The organism is Klebsiella sp. JN_Kp127, from assembly GCF_040062505.1.
Lineage (GTDB): Bacteria > Pseudomonadota > Gammaproteobacteria > Enterobacterales > Enterobacteriaceae > Klebsiella > Klebsiella quasipneumoniae.
In genome coordinates, this window is the sequence record NZ_JBEAHS010000035.1 from 1 (window position 1) to 18,946 (window position 18,946).

Below are 18,946 nucleotides of genomic sequence, written 5' to 3' on the forward strand. Positions count from 1 at the left end.
AGTCCGGGCACCACTATTTAAAGAACCCGCCCAAAAGGCGGGTTTTTGCTTTTCTACATCCGGACTCTCCATCGAACTCCGTTAAGCCGTGATTTCCCTGCTGCGTTTTTCTCCTGGCCAGCCCGCTGCCACTTAACGGCAAGCGCAGGCCTGTTCCCCATAGAATCTTTTCGCAAATACATTGCCAGATATCAGATAACACGCTGATTAAAATCGCCTTTTTGTCGCCAAAAGCGGCTAAAAACGCCCTTTTCTGGCAATCGATCCGCCCAGGCGGCTACCCTGCTTTCCCTCCGGATGGCTGAATAGCATCTTATATTCCATTTTGCGCTAAATGACAGAGAAATATTCTTTAAATAACCGATTTCACAGACCTACCATGCAAAAATATCTTAAACGAGTGGGTAAATGGTTATGTCACTGTTTCATTCCGTGAGCGACCTGATCGGTCATACTCCCCTGCTCCAGTTGCACAAACTGGATACCGGCCCCTGCAGTCTGTTTTTAAAACTGGAAAATCAGAATCCGGGCGGCTCAATTAAAGATCGGGTTGCGCTGTCGATGATTAACGAAGCCGAGCGCCAGGGAAAACTGGCGCCCGGCGGGACAATTATCGAAGCCACCGCCGGCAATACCGGCCTCGGCCTGGCGCTGATTGCGGCGCAGAAAAATTACCGCCTGATCCTGGTGGTGCCGGACAAAATGAGCCGCGAGAAAATTTTTCACCTGCGGGCGCTGGGCGCGACGGTGCTGCTCACCCGCTCCGACGTCAATAAAGGCCACCCGGCCTACTACCAGGATTATGCCCGCCGCCTTGCCGATGAAACGCCGGGGGCTTTTTACATCGACCAGTTTAACAACGACGCGAATCCGCTGGCGCACGCTACCTCCACCGCGCCGGAACTTTTCCAGCAACTGGAGGGCGACATAGACGCCATCGTCGTCGGCGTTGGCTCCGGCGGCACGCTGGGCGGGCTTCAGGCCTGGTTTGCAGAACATTCGCCGAAAACGGAATTTATCCTCGCCGATCCGGCGGGCTCGATCCTTGCCGATCAGGTTGATACCGGACGCTACGGCGAAACGGGATCCTGGCTGGTCGAAGGGATTGGAGAAGATTTCATCCCGCCGCTGGCCAGGCTGGAAGGGGTGCATACCGCCTATCGCGTCAGCAACCGCGAAGCTTTCCACACCGCGCGCCAGCTGCTGCAGGTCGAGGGGGTACTGGCCGGCTCCTCCACCGGCACCCTGCTCAGCGCCGCGCTGCGCTACTGCCGGGCGCAAAGCCGTCCGAAGCGGGTGGTGACCTTCGCCTGCGACAGCGGCAATAAATACCTGTCAAAAATGTTCAACGACGACTGGATGCGCCAGCAGGGGCTGATCGCCCGCCCCGAACAGGGCGATCTCAGTGATTTTATCGCCCTGCGCCATGACGAAGGCGCCACCGTCACGGCCGCGCCGGACGACACCCTGGCCGCAGTATTTACCCGCATGCGGCTGTATGACATCTCCCAGCTGCCGGTGCTGGAGGATGGCCGCGTGGTCGGCATCGTCGATGAGTGGGATTTGATCCGCCACGTAAAGGGCGATCGCCAACGCTTCTCTCTGCCGGTTAGCGAAGCGATGAGCCGCCATGTTGAAACTCTCGATAAGCGTGCGCCAGAGAGCGAACTGCAGGCCATTCTCGATCGCGGTCTGGTGGCGGTGATCGCTGACAACGCGCGTTTTCTTGGCCTGGTCACCCGCAGCGATGTACTGACCGCCTGGCGTAACCGAGTCGCACAATAAGGAATTTTTTATGTCATCCATCCACACCCTGAGCGTACATAGCGGAACCTTCACCGACAGCCACGGCGCAGTGATGCCGCCGATTTACGCCACCTCCACTTTTGCTCAGCCGGCGCCGGGGCAGCATACCGGCTATGAATATTCCCGTAGCGGGAACCCTACCCGCCACGCGCTGGAGACGGCGATCGCCGACCTGGAAAACGGCACGCGCGGCTACGCGTTCGCCTCCGGGCTGGCCGCCATCTCCACCGTGCTGGAGCTGCTGGATAAGGACAGCCACCTGGTGGCGGTCGATGATGTGTATGGCGGCACTTACCGCCTGCTGGAAAACGTTCGCCGCCGTAGCGCTGGTCTGCAGGTGAGCTGGGTGAAACCCGACGACCTGGCGGGGATTGAAGCGGCGATCCGCCCCGATACGCGCATGATCTGGGTGGAGACGCCCACCAACCCGCTGCTGAAGCTGGCGGATCTCAGCGCCATCGCCGCCATCGCGCGCCGCCATAACCTGATCAGCGTCGCCGATAACACTTTCGCCTCGCCGGCGATCCATCGCCCGCTGGAGCATGGGTTTGATATTGTGGTCCACTCCGCGACCAAGTACCTCAACGGCCATTCCGATGTCGTCGCCGGCCTGGCGGTGGTTGGCGATAACGCTGAGCTCGCGGAAAAGCTTGGCTACCTGCAGAATGCGGTAGGCGGTGTACTCGACCCGTTCAGCAGCTTCCTGACGCTACGCGGCATCCGCACCCTGGCGCTGCGGATGGAGCGACACAGCGCGAACGCGCTGCAGCTCGCCAAATGGCTGGAACAGCAGCCGGAGGTGGAGCGAGTCTGGTTCCCCTGGCTGGCCTCGCACCCGCACCATCAGCTGGCGCGCCAGCAAATGGCCCTGCCCGGCGGCATGATTTCCGTCGTGGTGAAGGGCGATGACGGTTACGCCGAACGCATCATCAGCAAGTTGCGCTGGTTCACCCTTGCGGAGAGTCTGGGCGGCGTGGAGAGCCTGGTGAGCCAGCCCTTCAGCATGACCCATGCCTCGATCCCGCTGGAGAAGCGCCTGGCGAACGGCATCACGCCGCAGCTGATTCGCCTGTCGGTCGGGATCGAAGATCCTCACGATCTGATTGCCGACTGGCAGCAGGCGCTACGGGAGGAGTGATTATTCCGACGCGCGGGTCGTCGCCAGCGCGTCGGCCATTCCCTGCTGAAGGTGGGCGATAAACTGCGTCAGCTTCGGCAGGGGCCGGCGATCCTGACGCCAGAGCAGATGTACAGGCCTCGGCTGTGGGGTCCACGCCTCCAGCACCCGCATCAGGCTGCCGCTGGCCAGCGCATCGGCCAGCAGCACCTCCGGCTGCATCAGCAGCCCGGCCCCGGCGATCGCCGCATGGCGCAGCGCATAGCCATCGTTGCAGCGCAAAACCGCATCACGCTTCCAGCGCACTTCCCCCTCCATGCCCGGCAGCCGCCACTCGTTGCGCGCGGTCCAGACCGTATGGGACAGGCAGAGATGATCGGCGAGATCTTCCGGCGTCCCTGGCGTTCCGTAACGCGCCAGATAAGCCGGCGCGGCGCAGATCACCATCCGATAGGGCGCCAGATAGCGGGCCACCAGATCCTCCTGATGGATCTCGCCAATGCGGATCGCCAGATCGAAACCTTCATCCACCAGATCGACCATCCGGTTGGTCAGATCCAGTTCCACCCGGACCGCTGGCCAGGCCTGCAGAAAGGTGGCGGTCAGAGGCGCGATCACGCTGGCGCCGAACGAGGTGGGCGCGCTCACCCGCAGGGTGCCGGCGGGCGCCAGCCGCAGCCGCTCAACGGCGCTTTCGGCGATGGAGACCTGCTCCATCACCCGTTTCGCTTCGTCAAAATAGACCCGCCCTGCGTCGGTGAGGCTCTGGCGTCGGGTGTTACGCTCCAGCAGACGCGTCGCCAGCTGGGTTTCCAGATGGGCGATGTATTTCCCGACCATTACCGCCGACAGCCCCAGGCGCGACGCCGCCCCGGTAAAGCTGCCGCACTCCACCACAGCAATAAACGTCTCCATCCCTCGCAGCTTATCCATATTGCTAACCTCTGGTTAGTAATGTTCTAACTTTTAGCCAGTTTATCCGATATCCGTTTTATTAAAGAATAGCCTTTCACCTCACGAGGAGTCAGCCATGAAAATTATCGTTATCGGTGCCAGCGGCACCATTGGTCGCGCGGTCAGCGAAGAACTGGGCCAGAGACATGACGTTATCCGCGTCGGCCGCACCCGGGGGGATTATCAGGTGGATATTACCTCCCAGGGGAGCGTCGAGACGCTGTTTGCGCAGACCGGCGAAGTAGACGCCATCGTCTCCACCACCGGCAATCTGCACTTTGGGCCGTTAAGCACCATGACCGATAGCCAGTTCAACCTCGGTCTGCAGGACAAGCTGCTGGGGCAAATTCGCCTGGCGCTGATCGGCCAGCATTTCCTGCGCGACGGCGGGTCGATTACTCTGGTCAGCGGCATTGTCGCGCAGGAGCCGATTGCTCAGGGCGTCAATGCCACGACGGTTAACGCCGGTCTGGAAGGCTTTGTGCGCGCCGCCGCCTGCGAACTACCGCGCGGGCTCCGCATTAATCTCATCAGCCCCACCGTGCTCAGCGAGTCGCTGGCGGCCTACGGCGACTTTTTCCCGGGCTTTGCCAGCGTCCCCGCCGCCGCCGTGGCGCAGGCCTATCGCCGCAGCATTGAAGGGGTGCAGACCGGCCGCATTTACCCGGTCGGCTACTAGCCTGCGCCGGCCCGCCGGGGCCGGCGCTTACATCCTGACATCGTTGCAGGTACACTGACGGCTGATTGTCTCCGGCCGAAAAACTGATGTTGAAAAAATTACCCTTTATTATCCCGCTGCTGGCGCTTACCGCGCTGCTGGTCTGGTGGTTCACCCCGCATTACACCGAGGAAGACGAAGCTTACTACCGGGCTGTATTTTGCGTGATCGATCATGACGACAGCCGCCAGTTCCTCGACGATATGCAAAACATCGTCGAGGGGGGGAATTCTGACTACGCGCTGCATAAAGCGCATTACCTGCCGGCGCTGGGGCAGCGGATGCTGGACACCTGGCATCAGCTCAGCCCGCAGGAACAGCAGACGCTGCGTCAGGACCGGCAGCGCTGCGGCGAGATATTACGGGCAAAACAGCAGGGTGAATAATCCCGGCGGGCTGGCGAAACAGCAGCCCGTCCCAGCGTCCGATAAGATCCCGCTGTTGATGAGCCGATCGCTGTCACAAAATCCTCCTCTATCGCCGAGCCACGGGATGTCGTTTTTTTCTGCGGTCGCATACGATAAAAAGTAGTTGATCTGGTACGAACTAACTCTTATTTTGCTTCTCAGTTTTCAAAATGAGATAAAACTGATGCCTGTCATTATTGCCAGTAGTGTTAAAGAAGCCAAAGCGTTAATTAACGGTGGGGAATACAGGGAAATTATTCTTAACTTCGATATTGATGCCGATGACTTTTTCTCTCTCGCCAGCCATTCGGCTGGGACAAAAATCACCATCTCCGACCGAAACGATCGCTCTCCGGTAAAATCAGCAAAATAATTAACCCGTGAGGGACATCTATGTGGTTGTTTATTGGTACCTTTGCGGTGGCTTTTCTCGCAGCGCTGATGTTGGTCTGGCTGGATGATCGCATCGCCGATACGGAGTGACCCCAGCGCTGAACGCTAGCGTCACCCCCTCTCGCTACTGAGGCGAAGAGGGTGCGCCGCCGCTAAGCGGCACACTGCAGGGTCGTTACAGGGAGGCCGCCAGCCGCTCAACGGCGGTCAGCAGCCCCGCTTCCGACACCGTGGAGTAGGAAAGGCGCAGGGTACGGGTATCCGGATTATCGTGATAGAACGCTTCCCCCGGGACGTACACAACGCCGTTTTCCAGCGTTTTCTTCATCCATGCCATGGTATCGAACGGATAGCGGAAACGCGCCCACAGGAACATCCCACCCTGTGGGCGGCTGAATTCCAGATGCTCGCCAAGGCGACTCTCCAGCGCGTCGGCCAGCGCCACGCACTTCTTGCGATAGTCTTCGCGAATCAACGCAATCTGATTTTGCAGCCGGTTCAGGCTGAGGTATTCCGCGGTGATCACCTGCGACAGCATATTGGTATGCAGATCCGCCGCCTGCTTAACGATCACCGTCTGCTGCGCCAGCCAGTCCGGCATGACGATCCAGCCGATACGCATCCCCGGCGCGAGGATCTTTGAAAACGTCGAGGTGTAAACCACCTGATCTTCACAGCCCAGCTCAACGGCGTGCTGATAGAGCGGACGTCGCACGGCGTCAGTAAAGCTAATTTCACCGTAGGGATCGTCTTCCAGAATGACGAAGTCATATTTTTTCGCCAGCTCGACCAGCCGGCGACGACGCGCCTCGCTCAGCGTTTTACCGCCGGGGTTGCCGAACGTCGGCACCAGGTAGACGGCTTTGACGCGGGTGGTCTCCAGCAGGTCGGCCAGTTGCTCCACCAGCATCCCGTCATCATCGGTATCGACGCTGAGGATATTGGCCTGCGCCAGCTGAAACACCTGCAGCGCCGCCAGATAGGTGGGTCGCTCAACGACGATAGTATCGCCTGGATCGAGCAGCGTGCGGGCAACGATATCCAGCGATTGCTGGGAGCCGGAGGTGATATAGACCTGAGCGGCTGAACAGGTCACGCCACGGGAGTGGCAGATTTCACTCACCGCCTGACGCAGCGGCGGGTAGCCCTCGGTCAGACCGTACTGAAATGCGTCATGAAAACGCTCGCTCATCACCTTCTGCACCGCCAGCTCCAGGCCTTCGGTATCAAACAGTTCCGGGGCCGGAATGCCGCCGCCAAGCGAGATCACGCCCGGCAGTTTACTGTGCTTGAGAAGTTCGCGGACGGCGGAGGGCTTGAGTTCACCCGCGCGGGCGGCGAGACGCCGATCGTGCATACTATTTTCCTTTTCTGTCTTGTTGTTGTGTTAATTATCTTGGCTTTGTTGCAGGTGGTCCCCGGCGGCGCTTACCGGACCGGGCTATCCTGGTTCGTGTCTCTGCGCTCTCCCCGGACAGGGCGCGAGCCGCTATCCGGGGTCAGCACATCACGCTTTATCTTTCAATACGATCAGCGGCTCTATGTCGCTCTCTTTTTTCACCACCAGCGACGAATCGCCGCGCAGGCAGGTACCGCCGTAGTTACCGCCGACGGTAAAGGTGCACACCTGGATATACTTGCCATCCACTTTCGGCAGGCACCACAGCTGCTGGTAGATATTCTTACGATCGACAAACTGGCCGCTGGTCTGATCCAGAACCTCATCCTGAGGCCCGATCAGATCGATATTGTTCCCGCAGCGTCCGGAAATGGGCTTCACGGCATAACCGGTTTTCGCCAGCTCGTCGTTAACCACGAAATCGGTATCCAGCAGATAGCGATGATGCGGGAACAGCGACCATAGCACCGGCAGGATCGCTTTGTTGCCCGGGATCACCGTCCACAGGGGTTCGAATACCAATACTTCAGGACGCAGCAGGACGTCAATCAGTCGCACCTCATTCTGCGGATGTCCGGTACGAATCGGCACCGCCGCGTACTCATCGGCACTGACTTCGCGCACCTGCTCAATGGCGGTTTCCCATGCCCAGGTTTTCCAGACGCAGTTGACCAGCCGCCCGTCGGCGTCGATCAGCTGGCCGGCGGCATCCCAGCGCAGTTCATCGAGGCCAAAGAGAATTTTGCTCTCAAAACCGGCCTGGGTCAGCGAACGCTGGATAAACTTCGCGTGGTAATTCTCTTCCAGATCCTTGTCCTGCATGATGTGCACGAATGGCCGCGCCCGGCTGTGTTTCCACGCCCCCGCCAGCTCATCGAGCAGACCTTCGGCCGGATTGTGACCCGTGCCGTAGTAGCCCTGCTTCAGCCACTGCTCGAGGATCAGCCCGCCTTCGGTATGGCAGGAGGCGGAGTCGGCATTGTACTCGTACACCTTCAGCCCGCGCTCGTCCATGCAAAAATCCATGCGCCCGGTGATCATATGATGACGCCGGCGCTGCCACGAGAGACGCAGACGCGGCCAGAGGATTTTCGGGATATCAAACAGCGCCAGCAGGTTATCATCCTTCATTACCTTATCGGTGGCGTGCAGATACATCAGGTGCAGCTCGTTGGTGGCTTTAATCAGCTCCTGTTCGGCGCTTTCGCTGATGGTGAAATACTGATAGGGATCCTGATTGATAAAATGGCCGTTGGCCGCCACGTAGGCTTTCTGCAGCGGATCTTTCTCGTTCAGCCATTTGCCGCGGAACTGGCCGTTGTTCGGCAGCCGCGCGCCCTTGATCGCCATCGCCTCGCCCGGCAGCACCGGCTGCGGCAGGCTGTGTTCGGTATCGGCGGTCTGGATCATCCAGCCTAAAATTTCGGTATCGGCAAAGGTATCTTTGATGGTGTACCGGCCGGCGTTGACCTCGAGGGTCAGCTCGCGGGTCCACTGCTGGCCCTGCGGCAGCGGCGAGTGAATGACGTTCTGCTCGGCGATACGCACCTTATTGCCGACAAGCTGGGTGATCACCGCGACGTGGCCGGTGTGCTTAAACTCGCCGCCCTTCTGCCAGATCAGCAGCGAACCGGCGATCGGCGGACGACGGGAGCCGTTGGCGAAGGCCTGCAGCGGGAGAATATTGTCATTGACCACTTCGCGCAGAAAGCGCAGGGAGAAGATTTCATAGGCCATCCCAACATCGGTAAAGACAAACCCGTAGGTCAGGAACAGAAAGCGGCGCGCAAATTCAACGCACTGCCATTTATGCCCCATATACTCATTGCCGATGTAGCTGCGAAACGTCGCGTCATCCGGATAGTCCTGCGGATTTAAGCTACTGTAATTCGATGAATAAATTGCCACGCCGCCGGGCGCGTAGCCTAACAATGTCCCAAACGGGGCGTCACTGCTTGTCGATCCTTTGCTCATTTAGCCTGACCTCAAATAAATGCAGCCCGGGCAGTTGGCGAAACAAAACTCCCTCTTCTTATCCTGCCGCAGGCACTTACCAGACAGAGGTGTAACGATGATACCACTCATTCGTTTCGCTAATCGTGCCGTTAAGGAAAATAACCCTGCAGCCGAAAGCAGAAGTGATATCGTTATCGGTGATATAACAAAAAAACAACGCAACATCAGGAGTCGACAATGAGCACACCCTCGCATCTGAATGCCCAACCGCTGGTCTGGGGACACGGCCCGCGGACGTTTGAGGTGTTCCTTGAGCCCACCTGCCCCTACTCTGTCCGCGCGTTTAATAAACTCGACGATCTGCTCGATGAGGTCGGCGCCGATAACGTAACCATCAAGATACGGCTGCAGTCGCAGCCGTGGCATCTGTTCTCCGGGGTGATTGTCCGCTGCATCCTCGCCGCGTCCACCCTGCCGCATGGCAGAGAGCAGGCGCATAAGGTGATGCAGGCCGTGGCAGACCATCGGGAAGAGTTTGAATTTACCGATCACTGCAGCGGGCCGAACATGAACGCCACGCCGCAGCAAATCATTGAACGCATTGAGCGCTACAGTCACGTCCTGCTGGGAGCCGCCTTTGCCCGCCCGGAGCTGCAGGACGTGATCAAGTGGCACAGCAAATATGCCCGCCAGAACGGCATCCATGTCTCGCCGACCTTTATGGTCAATGGTCTGGTGCAGCCGGATCTGGGCAGCGGCGATGATGTCAGCGTGTGGGCCGCGCGGATTATGGCCTGAGGTCACCTGCTACACTTTTTGTACATCCACGAAAAAGGCAAACCAGCATGTCAGAGCAAAACTACCAGCCACCAAAAGTGTGGGAATGGAAGCAAAACAGCGGCGGCGCGTTCGCCAACATCAACCGTCCCGTTTCCGGCGCGACTCATGAACGCGTCCTGCCGGTGGGAACCCATCCGCTCCAGCTATACTCACTTGGCACGCCCAACGGCCAGAAGGTGACGATCATGCTGGAGGAGCTGCTGGCGCTGGGCGTCAGCGGCGCGGAGTACGACGCCTGGCTGATACGCATTGGCGAAGGCGATCAGTTTTCCAGCGGCTTTGTCGACATCAACCCGAACTCGAAGATCCCGGCGCTGAGCGATCACTCCACCACACCGCCTACCCGAGTATTCGAATCCGGCAACATTCTTCTCTATCTGGCGGAAAAATTTGGCTTCTTCCTGCCGAAGGATCCCGCTGGCCGCACTGAAACCCTTAACTGGCTGTTCTGGCTGCAGGGCGCCGCGCCCTTCCTCGGCGGCGGCTTCGGCCACTTCTATAACTATGCGCCGGTGAAGATCGAGTACGCGATCGATCGCTTTACCATGGAAGCCAAACGCCAGCTCGACGTGTTGGACAAACAGCTCGCCCGCGGTCGCTATGTGGCCGGCGAGGAGTATACCATCGCCGATATGGCGGTCTGGCCATGGTATGGCAACGTGGTGCTGGGCAATGTCTATAACGCGGCGGAGTTCCTCGACGCCGGGAGCTACACCAACGTGCTGCGCTGGGCGCAGGATGTCGGCAACCGCCCCGCCGTCAAGCGCGGACGCATCGTTAACCGCACCAACGGCCCGCTCAATGAGCAACTGCATGAGCGCCACGACGCCCGCGACTTTGACACCCAAACGGAAGATAAGCGCCAGGCGTAGCGCGCTGACCCACCGGAGGCGCCCGCCTCCGGTTTTTAGCTTTCCAGCCGATAGCCTGCCATAAGCGAGCGGTAGCGCTATTTATGACGTTTGCGCTAGCGTAAATACTTCTCAAACCATGCCAGCGTGCGTTGCCAGGCCAGGTCCGCCGCAGCCCGATCGTAGCGCGGCGTGGAATCATTATGAAAGCCGTGATTCACGCCCTGATAGAGATAGGCCTCATAGACTTTATGGTGTTCCTTCAACGCCTGTTCATAGGCGGGCCAGCCTTCATTAATGCCGCTATCGAGGCCGGCATAGTGCAGCAGCAGCGGCGCTTTAATTTTATCGACCTCCTTCAGCGGCGGCTGGCGGCCGTAAAACGGCACCGCGCAGGCCAGCTCCGGAATGGCGACCGCCGCCGCGTTGCTGACGCCGCCGCCGTAACAAAAACCGGTGATACCAACCTTCCCCGTCGCCTGCGGATGCTTCGCCATAAACGCGACCGCGGCAAAAAAGTCATTCATCAGCTTCACGGGATCGACTTTCTGCTGCAGCGCGCGGCCTTCATCATCATTCCCTGGATAGCCGCCAACGGAGCTCAGGCCATCCGGCGCCAGCGCGATATACCCCGCTTTCGCTACCCGCCGGGCGACATCTTCAATATAGGGATTCAGGCCGCGGTTCTCATGCACCACCACCACGGCGGGCGCTTTGTCGGCTATTTTCGTCGGCGTCACCAGGTAAGCCCGCACTTCGCCGTGGCCGTCAGGAGAGGGATAATGAATATACTCCGGGCGGATATCCGGGTCGGTGAACTGTACCTGCTCTGCCAGGGCATAGTCGGGCTTCAGCAGATTAAATAGCGCCAGCGCGGTCATCCCGCCGACGGTATATTTCCCCGCCAGCTGGAGAAACTCGCGTTTGCTGATTTTGCCGTGGGCATAGTAGTCATAATACTCGAGCAGCTGCTGCGGGAAATCTTTGGCCGTTAATCGCGTCATCACCCTGCCTCCGTTGTTAAGCGCCCTTTAAGCAAAGCAGAAGCCCGGACATACGCCAGCGCAGAACAGCAGAAACGGGGAGAAGAAAGCCCAGCGGCTAACGCCGCCGGGAGAGAAAGGATCAGTGTTTCACTTTGGTCAGACGATCGAGGTAGCCCATCACAAAGGCCGACAGCACAAAGGTCAGGTGGATGATGACATACCACATCAGCTTATTGTCCGGGACGTTTTTCGCATCCATAAACACCCGCAGCAGGTGAATAGAGGAGATCGCCACGATGGAGGCGGCAACCTTATTTTTCAGCGACGTCGCGTCCATTTTGCCCAACCAGCTGAGTTTTTCTTTACCCTCGTTAATATCCAGCTGCGAGACAAAATTTTCATACCCGGAGAACATCACCATCACCAGCAAACCGCCCACCAGGGTCATATCCACCAGCGACAGCAGGGTCAGAATCATATCCGACTCACTGACGCTAAAAATATGCGGCAGTATGTGGAAGATCTCCTGAAAAAATTTGATGGTGAGCGCAATCAGACCAAGCGAGAGGCCAAAATAAACCGGCGCCAGCAGCCAGCGCGAGGCGTACATAGCATTTTCCAGAAAGCGTTCCATAAGATCCTGTCAGTTAACAAAAAGAAGCGACATTATATCTCAGACAGATAACGTGATGGCAACGCCAGGCCAACACTTCGCTGGCAGAGGACAATAAAAAAGGCCGGCGCGCGGCCAGCCTTTTCAGGAAAAGCATCGGGTTATTTGGCTTTGACGGTCTCTTCGCCCACCAGCCCGATCTTGAGATAGCCCGCCTGATGCAGGGTATCCATCACTTTCATCATCGTCTCGTAATCGACGGTTTTATCCGCGCGGAAGAAGACGGTGGTATCTTTTTTGCCGGCGGTCAGGCTATCCAGGGCGTTAATCATATTCGTTTCGGTCACCGGGTCGTTGCCGAGGAACATGCTCTTATCCGCCTTCACCGACAGGTAGATAGGTTTTTCCGGTCGCGGTTGCGGCTGGCTGGAGGAGGCCGGCAGATTGACCTTCACGTCGACCGTCGCCAGCGGCGCGGCTACCATGAAGATAATCAGCAGAACCAGCATGACGTCGATAAACGGCGTCACGTTGATCTCATGCATTTCGCCGTTATCGTCCAGATTTTCATTAAGACGCATCGCCATAGCCGATCAACCTACCCGTAATTTCTGCGCGCTGCGCACCGGCTTCACGCCGCTGGCGCTGAGGTCCAGGTCGCGGCTTTGCAGCAGGAGGACCTGAGCGGCGACGTCGCCAAGCGAGGCCTTATAGCTGCCGATCATGCGGGCGAAGATGTTATAGATGACCACCGCCGGGATGGCGGCGAACAGACCGATAGCTGTCGCCAGCAGCGCTTCCGCGATGCCCGGCGCCACCACCGCAAGGTTGGTGGTCTGGGTCTGGGCGATGCCGATAAAGCTGTTCATGATGCCCCAGACGGTGCCGAACAGGCCCACGAACGGCGAAATGGCGCCGATGGTGGCCAGATAGCCGTTGCCGCGCCCCATATGGCGACCGACGGCCGCGACGCGGCGCTCAAGGCGGAAACCGGTTCGTTCCTTGATGCCTTCATTGTCTTCGGCACCGGCGGAGAGTTCGAGTTCGTTCTGCGCTTCATTGATAAGCTGGGTGGTGAGGCTTTTCGCCTCAAAGGCGCTGGCGATATCGCTGGCCTGATCGAGAGAGCGGGCTTCCGCCAGCTGCTGCTGTTCACGTTTGAGGCGACGCTTGCTGGCGAGGATTTCCGCCCCTTTACCGAAGAAGATGGCCCAGGTGACGACCGACGCCAGAATCAGGCCAATCATCACCACCTTAACGACAATATCGGCATGATGATACATACCCCAAACGGAGAGATCCGCCTGCATCAAATTATTACCCACGCTCTATCTCCACGACGATAATCACAAAATCTGCCCACAATAATATCAAAACGACATCGAATTGATAGTGGTTCTCATTAGTATTTACACTGTGCAGCAAATCACGTTTATTTTCCTTGCGCTTACGCAGTAAAAAAGTGGCTAACCGCGGGCCTGGTAAAATTTTCGCCTGTATCGGCAGCGCGCTGGTACAGAAAAGAAGATTCATGCTAGTTTAGACGTCCAGACGTATAAAAACAGGTTCATCAACATGGCTGATAAACATCTTGATACCGCGCTGGTCAACGCCGGGCGGAGCAAAAAATATACCCAGGGCTCAGTGAACAGCGTGATCCAGCGCGCGTCATCGCTGGTGTTCGACACCGTAGAGGCCAAAAAGCACGCCACCCGCAATCGGGCCAACGGCGAGCTGTTCTATGGGCGTCGCGGCACCCTGACCCACTTCTCGCTGCAGGAAGCGATGTGCGAGCTGGAGGGCGGCGCCGGCTGCGCCCTCTTCCCCTGCGGCGCGGCCGCGGTGGCCAACACTATCCTGGCGTTTGTCGAGCAGGGCGACCATGTGCTGATGACCAATACCGCCTATGAGCCAAGCCAGGATTTTTGTACCAAAATTCTCGCCAAACTCGGCGTGACCACCAGCTGGTTCGATCCCTTAATCGGCGCCGATATTGCCCGTCTGGTTCGCCCTGAGACCCGGGTGGTGTTCCTGGAATCGCCCGGCTCCATCACCATGGAAGTGCACGATGTGCCGGCGATTGTCGCCGCCGTGCGTCAGGTCGCCCCGGAAGCGATTATCATGATCGATAACACCTGGGCGGCGGGGATCCTGTTCAAAGCGCTGGATTTTGGCATTGATATTTCTATTCAGGCAGGCACCAAATACCTGATCGGCCACTCCGACGCCATGGTCGGCACCGCGGTGGCGAACGCGCGCTGCTGGCCGCAGCTGCGTGAGAATGCCTATCTGATGGGGCAAATGTTGGACGCCGATACCGCCTATATGACCAGCCGCGGCCTGCGCACGCTGGGCGTCCGCCTGCGTCAGCATCATGAAAGCAGCCTGCGCATCGCCGAGTGGCTGGCGCAGCATCCGCAGGTGGCGCGGGTCAACCACCCCGCTCTGCCCGGCAGTAAAGGCCATGAGTTCTGGAAGCGCGATTTTACCGGCAGCAGCGGGCTGTTCTCGTTTGTGCTCAACAAGCGTCTCAACGACGCTGAACTGGCAGCGTATCTCGACAACTTCAGCCTCTTCAGCATGGCCTACTCGTGGGGCGGCTTTGAATCGCTGATTCTGGCCAATCAGCCGGAGCAAATCGCTCACATCCGACCGGATGCGGAAGTCGACTTCAGCGGCACGCTGATCCGTTTGCACATTGGTCTCGAAAATGTTGACGATCTGCAGGCGGATTTAGCAGCGGGCTTCGCGCGTATCGTGTAAAGTGACAGTCAGTGGCAACAATAGCGGACGCTTTTTATCGGAGCGGCCGCTTTTGTTGCGCCCGGGATCAAGGTGCTCGGGTCTCTTCAGGAGTACACTAGTCAACAATACGGTACCACTTAGGAAAGTCCATGGTTGTCATTCAAGAGATTGTCGCCGCGCTGTGGCAACATGATTTTGCCGCACTGGCGAACCCTCATGTTGTGGGCGTTGTATATCTGGTTATGTTCGCGACCCTGTTTCTGGAAAACGGGCTGCTGCCTGCCTCCTTTTTACCTGGAGACAGCCTGCTGCTGCTCGCCGGCGCGCTGATTGCTAAAGGCGTCATGGACTTTGTGCCCACTATCGCCATTCTGACCGCCGCCGCCAGCCTCGGCTGCTGGTTGAGCTATGTACAGGGGCGCTGGCTGGGCAATACGCAAACGGTGAAAGGCTGGCTGGCGCACCTGCCGCATAAGTACCATCAGCGCGCCACCTGCATGTTTGACCGCCACGGTCTGCTGGCGCTGCTCGCGGGCCGCTTTCTGGCATTTGTCCGTACCCTGTTGCCAACCATGGCGGGGATTTCCGGTCTGCCGAACCGCCGCTTCCAGTTCTTCAACTGGCTGAGCGCCCTGCTGTGGGTCGGCGTGGTCACGGGCCTCGGCTATGCGCTGAGCATGATCCCGTTCGTGAAGCGTCATGAAGATCAGGTGATGACCTGCCTGATGATCCTGCCGATTGCCCTGCTGCTGGCTGGCCTGCTCGGCACGCTGTTCGTGGTGATCAAAAAGAAATACTGCAGCGCCTGACGTCGACTGCCGGGGGGCTGCGCCCGCCCGGCCTGCTCCCTCCCCGGTATTACATTCCCTGCATCGTACGAATACGCGCGGCGTCTTCCCCGGGCGTCATCCCGAAGTAGCGCTTAAACTCGCGACTGAACTGGGAAGGGCTTTCATAGCCCACCTGTATCGCTGCCGCGCTGGCCTTCATCCCGTCATGGATCATCAGCATGCGCGCCTTGTGCAGACGGTAGGTTTTCAGATACTGCAGCGGCGAAGTGCTGGTCACCGATTTAAAATTATGGTGAAACGCCGATACGCTCATATTCGCTTCCGCCGCCAGCCGATCGACGCTGAGGTTTTCGGTGTATTGACTCTCGATATGCTTGAGTACGCGGCTAATCAGGCTGAAGTGGGTCTGCCGGCTGACCAGCGCCAGCAGCGCGCCGCCGCAGGGTCCCGTCAGCACATAGTAGAGAATTTCGCGGACGATCTGCTTGCCAAGGATCCGCGCGTCCAGCGGCCGCTCCATCACGTCGAGCAGCCGTTCAGCAGCGCACAAGATATCCTCCGAGAGCACTGCGGAGTTTATCCCGCTGGAGGCGACGGCGGGCTGAAACAGCGGATCCTCGCCAATATCCATCAGCAGCTCCTGCAGCTGCAGGATATCGACGTTCAGGCGCATGCCGGCCAGGGGCACCTCCGGGGTGGCAAAGGTTTCGCATTCGAAAGGCAGCGGTACGGTCAGCAGCAGATATTCGTTTGTATCGTAGCGAAACGTCCGCTCATTGATATAACCAATTTTATGGCCAGAAAAGAGAAAAACGATCCCCGGCTGGTACATCACCGGCATCCGCGGTCCCGGCTGCGTCCCGTACAGCAGGCGGACGTCGGGTAGCAGCGAACTTAACATTTCGTGCTTATCTTTCAGCTGGTTAACCTTCTCTGTCAGTGTCTGACATATCTCTGCGTGTTGCATTACCACCGTCTCTCCCGATGTTTCTTCACCCGTACATTGTGCGCAGGCCGCCGCGAATTCTCCAGCCATATGGAGAAATAGGCAAGACATAGGCAGAAATGTGCATTGAGGGGCAACGGCGCCAGGACCACAATAACCGTCATCGGGCAGCGGTATCGTCCCTGTCGGCGGTTTTACTCTTTTGAGGATTCAAGCAATGAATAATTTTGACCTGCATACCCCAACCCGCATTCTGTTTGGCAAAGGCGCGATTGAAAAACTGCGTGAACAGATCCCGGCGGAAGCTCGCGTACTGATCACCTACGGCGGCGGCAGCGTGAAAAAAACGGGCGTCCTGGATCAGGTACTGACCGCCCTGAATGGCCTGGACGTCCTTGAATTTGGCGGCATCGAGCCGAACCCGTCTTACGAAACCCTGATGAATGCGGTGAAGCTCGCCCGCGAAGAGAAGGTCACCTTCCTGCTGGCGGTCGGCGGCGGTTCGGTGCTGGATGGCACCAAATTTATCGCGGCAGCAGCCCACTATGACGCCAATATCGATCCGTGGGAAATTCTGGAAACCTATGGCAGTAAGATCGCCAGCGCCATTCCAATGGGCTCGGTTCTCACTCTGCCGGCGACCGGTTCTGAATCAAACAAAGGGGCGGTGATTTCGCGGAAAACCACCGGCGACAAACGCGCGTTTATGTCTTCCCATGTTCAGCCGCAGTTCGCGATCCTCGATCCGGTCTACACCTATACCCTGCCGCCGCGCCAGGTCGCCAACGGCGTGGTTGACGCCTTCGTCCATACCGTCGAACAGTACGTCACCTACCCGGTTGACGGCAAAATTCAGGACCGCTTCGCCGAAGGCATTCTCCTGACCCTGATCGAGGATGGCCCGAAAGCGCTGCAGGAGCCGGAAAACTATAACGTGCGCGCCAACATTATGTGGGCCGCGACCCAGGCGCTGAACGGCCTGATCGGCGCTGGCGTGCCGCAGGACTGGGCAACGCATATGCTTGGTCACGAACTGACGGCGATGCATGGTCTCGATCACGCCCAGACGCTGGCTATCGTTCTGCCGGCGCTGTGGAATGAGAAGCGCGATACCAAGCGCGAGAAGCTGCTGCAATATGCGGAGCGCGTGTGGCATATCACCGAGGGCTCAGACGACCAGCGCATCGATGCCGCCATCGCCGCGACGCGCCAGTTCTTCGAGCAGATGGGCGTGCCGACCCGCCTCTCCGATTACGGTCTCGACGGTAGCTCCATCCCGGCGCTGCTGGCGAAACTGGAAGAGCACGGCATGACCAAGCTGGGCGAGCGCCAGGATATCACCCTGGACGTCAGCCGTCGTATCTACGAGGCTGCCCGCTAAGTTACCCCGCCTGATTCACCTCCCCTTACGTTAAACAAACGTCGGGGAGAGGTGTTTTTACTACCGTTTTTAGCTATTTCGTCCAGACTTAATGCTACCCCTCGGCGGATCCTGCTTCGCCGAGTTCATTAACAGGAGGAAGGCATGACACATCCAACCGTTATAAAACTACACGACGGCAACCTGATGCCGCAGCTGGGTCTCGGCGTGTGGAAAGCTGGCAACGAGGAAGTCGTCTCCGCCATTCATAAGGCGCTGGAAGTCGGTTATCGCTCTTTTGACACCGCCGCCGCGTACCAAAATGAGGCTGGCGTCGGCAACGCCCTGCAAAGCGCTGGCGTCAATCGCGATGAGCTATTCATCACCACCAAGCTGTGGAACGACGATCAAAAACGGCCGCACGAGGCGCTGAAAGAGAGTCTCAGCAAGCTGAAGCTGGACTATGTGGATCTCTATTTAATCCACTGGCCGGTGCCGGCTATCGGCCATTACGTCGAGGCCTGGCAGGCGCTGATTGAGCTGCAGCAGCAGGGGCTGGCGAAGAGCATCGGCGTGTGTAATTTCCAGGTGCCGCATCTGCAGAAGCTGATTGATGAAACCGGGGTTGCGCCGGTGATCAACCAGATAGAGCTGCATCCGCTGCTGCAGCAGCGGCAGCTGCACGCCTGGAACGCCACCCACAAGATCCAGACCGAATCCTGGAGCCCGCTGGCCCAAGGGGGTAAGGGCGTCTTCGATCAGAAAGTTATCCATCAGCTGGCTGATAAATATGGCAAAACGCCGGCGCAGATTGTCATCCGCTGGCATCTCGACAGCGGTCTGGTAGTGATCCCCAAATCCGTCACGCCGTCGCGCATCGCCGAAAACTTTAACGTCTGGGATTTCCGCCTGGATAAAGAAGAATTGGGGGAGATTGCCAAACTGGATCAGGGCAAGCGTCTGGGGCCCGACCCGGATCAGTTCGGCGGATAACAGGTAAAAAAGCCGGGCAGCGCTGACGCGTGTCCGGCTTGAGAAACCGCCCGGCCAGCGAAACGCTGCCG

20 protein-coding genes are annotated in these 18,946 nt (G+C 58.6%); 11 read left to right on the forward strand and 9 right to left on the reverse strand.

Annotation, left to right across the window (positions count from 1 at the left end; translation table 11 throughout):
• Positions 1-408: 408 nt before the first annotated feature.
• Both ABLV04_RS12315 and ABLV04_RS12320 read left to right on the forward strand, forming a co-directional pair.
• Positions 409-1,785 (forward strand): cystathionine beta-synthase, encoded by a 1,377-nt coding sequence (locus tag ABLV04_RS12315; RefSeq protein WP_348815782.1) that lies wholly within the window; start codon positions 409-411, stop codon positions 1,783-1,785.
• A 10-nt stretch (positions 1,786-1,795) separates the two neighbouring features.
• Positions 1,796-2,944 (forward strand): PLP-dependent aspartate aminotransferase family protein, encoded by a 1,149-nt coding sequence (locus tag ABLV04_RS12320; protein ID WP_064155320.1) that lies wholly within the window; start codon positions 1,796-1,798, stop codon positions 2,942-2,944.
• On the opposite strand, the gene ABLV04_RS12325 is transcribed toward ABLV04_RS12320, so the two are convergent.
• Positions 2,945-3,856, reverse strand: coding sequence for a LysR family transcriptional regulator (locus ABLV04_RS12325; protein WP_064155321.1), 912 nt, complete (start codon positions 3,854-3,856; stop codon positions 2,945-2,947). It lies immediately after the preceding gene.
• A 97-nt stretch (positions 3,857-3,953) separates the two neighbouring features.
• Between ABLV04_RS12325 and ABLV04_RS12330 the strand changes: the two genes are divergently transcribed.
• The 3 genes from ABLV04_RS12330 (at position 3,954) to ABLV04_RS12340 (ending at position 5,375) form a co-directional block, all read left to right on the forward strand.
• Entirely contained in the window at positions 3,954-4,556 is a 603-nt protein-coding gene (locus tag ABLV04_RS12330) for a short chain dehydrogenase (RefSeq protein WP_064155322.1), read from the forward strand.
• Positions 4,557-4,642: 86 nt separating this feature from the next.
• Complete coding sequence (locus ABLV04_RS12335; RefSeq protein ID WP_023291012.1) at positions 4,643-4,981, forward strand: hypothetical protein; 339 nt, start codon at positions 4,643-4,645, stop codon at positions 4,979-4,981.
• 205 nt (positions 4,982-5,186) lie between these two features.
• Positions 5,187-5,375, forward strand: coding sequence for a hypothetical protein (locus tag ABLV04_RS12340; RefSeq protein ID WP_180266136.1), 189 nt, complete (start codon positions 5,187-5,189; stop codon positions 5,373-5,375).
• Positions 5,376-5,570: 195 nt separating this feature from the next.
• Here the strand turns inward: ABLV04_RS12340 and ABLV04_RS12345 are convergent, their stop codons facing one another.
• The 3 genes from ABLV04_RS12345 to ABLV04_RS12355 form a co-directional block, all read right to left on the reverse strand.
• Complete coding sequence (locus ABLV04_RS12345) at positions 5,571-6,752, reverse strand: PLP-dependent aminotransferase family protein (protein ID WP_032454059.1); 1,182 nt, start codon at positions 6,750-6,752, stop codon at positions 5,571-5,573.
• A 150-nt stretch (positions 6,753-6,902) separates the two neighbouring features.
• Positions 6,903-8,768 carry a bifunctional glutathionylspermidine amidase/synthase gene (gene gss / locus ABLV04_RS12350; RefSeq protein WP_060590330.1) on the reverse strand — a complete coding sequence of 622 codons (1,866 nt, stop codon included), beginning with the start codon at positions 8,766-8,768 and terminating at the stop codon, positions 6,903-6,905.
• Positions 8,769-8,844: 76 nt separating this feature from the next.
• A complete protein-coding gene (locus tag ABLV04_RS12355) occupies positions 8,845-8,967 on the reverse strand; it encodes a hypothetical protein (protein WP_032454061.1) in 123 nt (40 codons plus the stop codon).
• A gap of 20 nt (positions 8,968-8,987) precedes the next feature.
• Here ABLV04_RS12355 and ABLV04_RS12360 point away from each other — a divergent pair, with 20 nt between their 5' ends.
• The gene (locus ABLV04_RS12360; RefSeq protein WP_004150918.1) at positions 8,988-9,548 is read left to right on the forward strand and encodes a thioredoxin domain-containing protein; all 561 of its coding nucleotides are present in this window, start codon (positions 8,988-8,990) and stop codon (positions 9,546-9,548) included.
• Positions 9,549-9,595: 47 nt separating this feature from the next.
• Positions 9,596-10,462, forward strand: a complete 867-nt coding sequence (gene yghU / locus ABLV04_RS12365) for a glutathione-dependent disulfide-bond oxidoreductase (RefSeq protein WP_032454062.1) — start codon at positions 9,596-9,598, stop codon at positions 10,460-10,462.
• Between the two features lie 95 nt (positions 10,463-10,557).
• Here the strand turns inward: yghU and yghX are convergent, their stop codons facing one another.
• The 4 genes from yghX to exbB all read right to left on the reverse strand — a co-directional run bounded on the left by yghX (position 10,558) and on the right by exbB (position 13,365).
• Positions 10,558-11,445 carry a YghX family hydrolase gene (gene yghX, locus ABLV04_RS12370; protein WP_180266137.1) on the reverse strand — a complete coding sequence of 296 codons (888 nt, stop codon included), beginning with the start codon at positions 11,443-11,445 and terminating at the stop codon, positions 10,558-10,560.
• Between the two features lie 121 nt (positions 11,446-11,566).
• Positions 11,567-12,061: a TIGR00645 family protein gene (locus ABLV04_RS12375; RefSeq protein ID WP_004105804.1), complete on the reverse strand. Its 495-nt coding sequence runs from the start codon at positions 12,059-12,061 to the stop codon at positions 11,567-11,569.
• A gap of 140 nt (positions 12,062-12,201) precedes the next feature.
• Positions 12,202-12,627, reverse strand: coding sequence for a TonB system transport protein ExbD (gene exbD / locus ABLV04_RS12380; RefSeq protein WP_180266138.1), 426 nt, complete (start codon positions 12,625-12,627; stop codon positions 12,202-12,204).
• A 6-nt stretch (positions 12,628-12,633) separates the two neighbouring features.
• Positions 12,634-13,365 carry a tol-pal system-associated acyl-CoA thioesterase gene (gene exbB, locus ABLV04_RS12385; protein WP_004174395.1) on the reverse strand — a complete coding sequence of 244 codons (732 nt, stop codon included), beginning with the start codon at positions 13,363-13,365 and terminating at the stop codon, positions 12,634-12,636.
• Between the two features lie 250 nt (positions 13,366-13,615).
• Here exbB and metC point away from each other — a divergent pair, with 250 nt between their 5' ends.
• A complete protein-coding gene (metC, locus tag ABLV04_RS12390; protein WP_032454065.1) occupies positions 13,616-14,803 on the forward strand; it encodes a cystathionine beta-lyase in 1,188 nt (395 codons plus the stop codon).
• A 131-nt stretch (positions 14,804-14,934) separates the two neighbouring features.
• Positions 14,935-15,594 carry a DedA family general envelope maintenance protein YghB gene (gene yghB, locus ABLV04_RS12395; protein ID WP_004205217.1) on the forward strand — a complete coding sequence of 220 codons (660 nt, stop codon included), beginning with the start codon at positions 14,935-14,937 and terminating at the stop codon, positions 15,592-15,594.
• A gap of 49 nt (positions 15,595-15,643) precedes the next feature.
• On the opposite strand, the gene ABLV04_RS12400 is transcribed toward yghB, so the two are convergent.
• Complete coding sequence (locus tag ABLV04_RS12400) at positions 15,644-16,543, reverse strand: AraC family transcriptional regulator (RefSeq protein ID WP_032454066.1); 900 nt, start codon at positions 16,541-16,543, stop codon at positions 15,644-15,646.
• Between the two features lie 196 nt (positions 16,544-16,739).
• On the opposite strand from ABLV04_RS12400, the gene yqhD reads away from it, so the two are divergent.
• Both yqhD and dkgA read left to right on the forward strand, forming a co-directional pair.
• Positions 16,740-17,903, forward strand: coding sequence for an alcohol dehydrogenase (yqhD, locus tag ABLV04_RS12405; RefSeq protein WP_023291020.1), 1,164 nt, complete (start codon positions 16,740-16,742; stop codon positions 17,901-17,903).
• A gap of 144 nt (positions 17,904-18,047) precedes the next feature.
• Positions 18,048-18,875, forward strand: coding sequence for a 2,5-didehydrogluconate reductase DkgA (gene dkgA, locus ABLV04_RS12410; protein WP_004205220.1), 828 nt, complete (start codon positions 18,048-18,050; stop codon positions 18,873-18,875).
• The last annotated feature ends 71 nt before the right edge of the window (positions 18,876-18,946 follow it).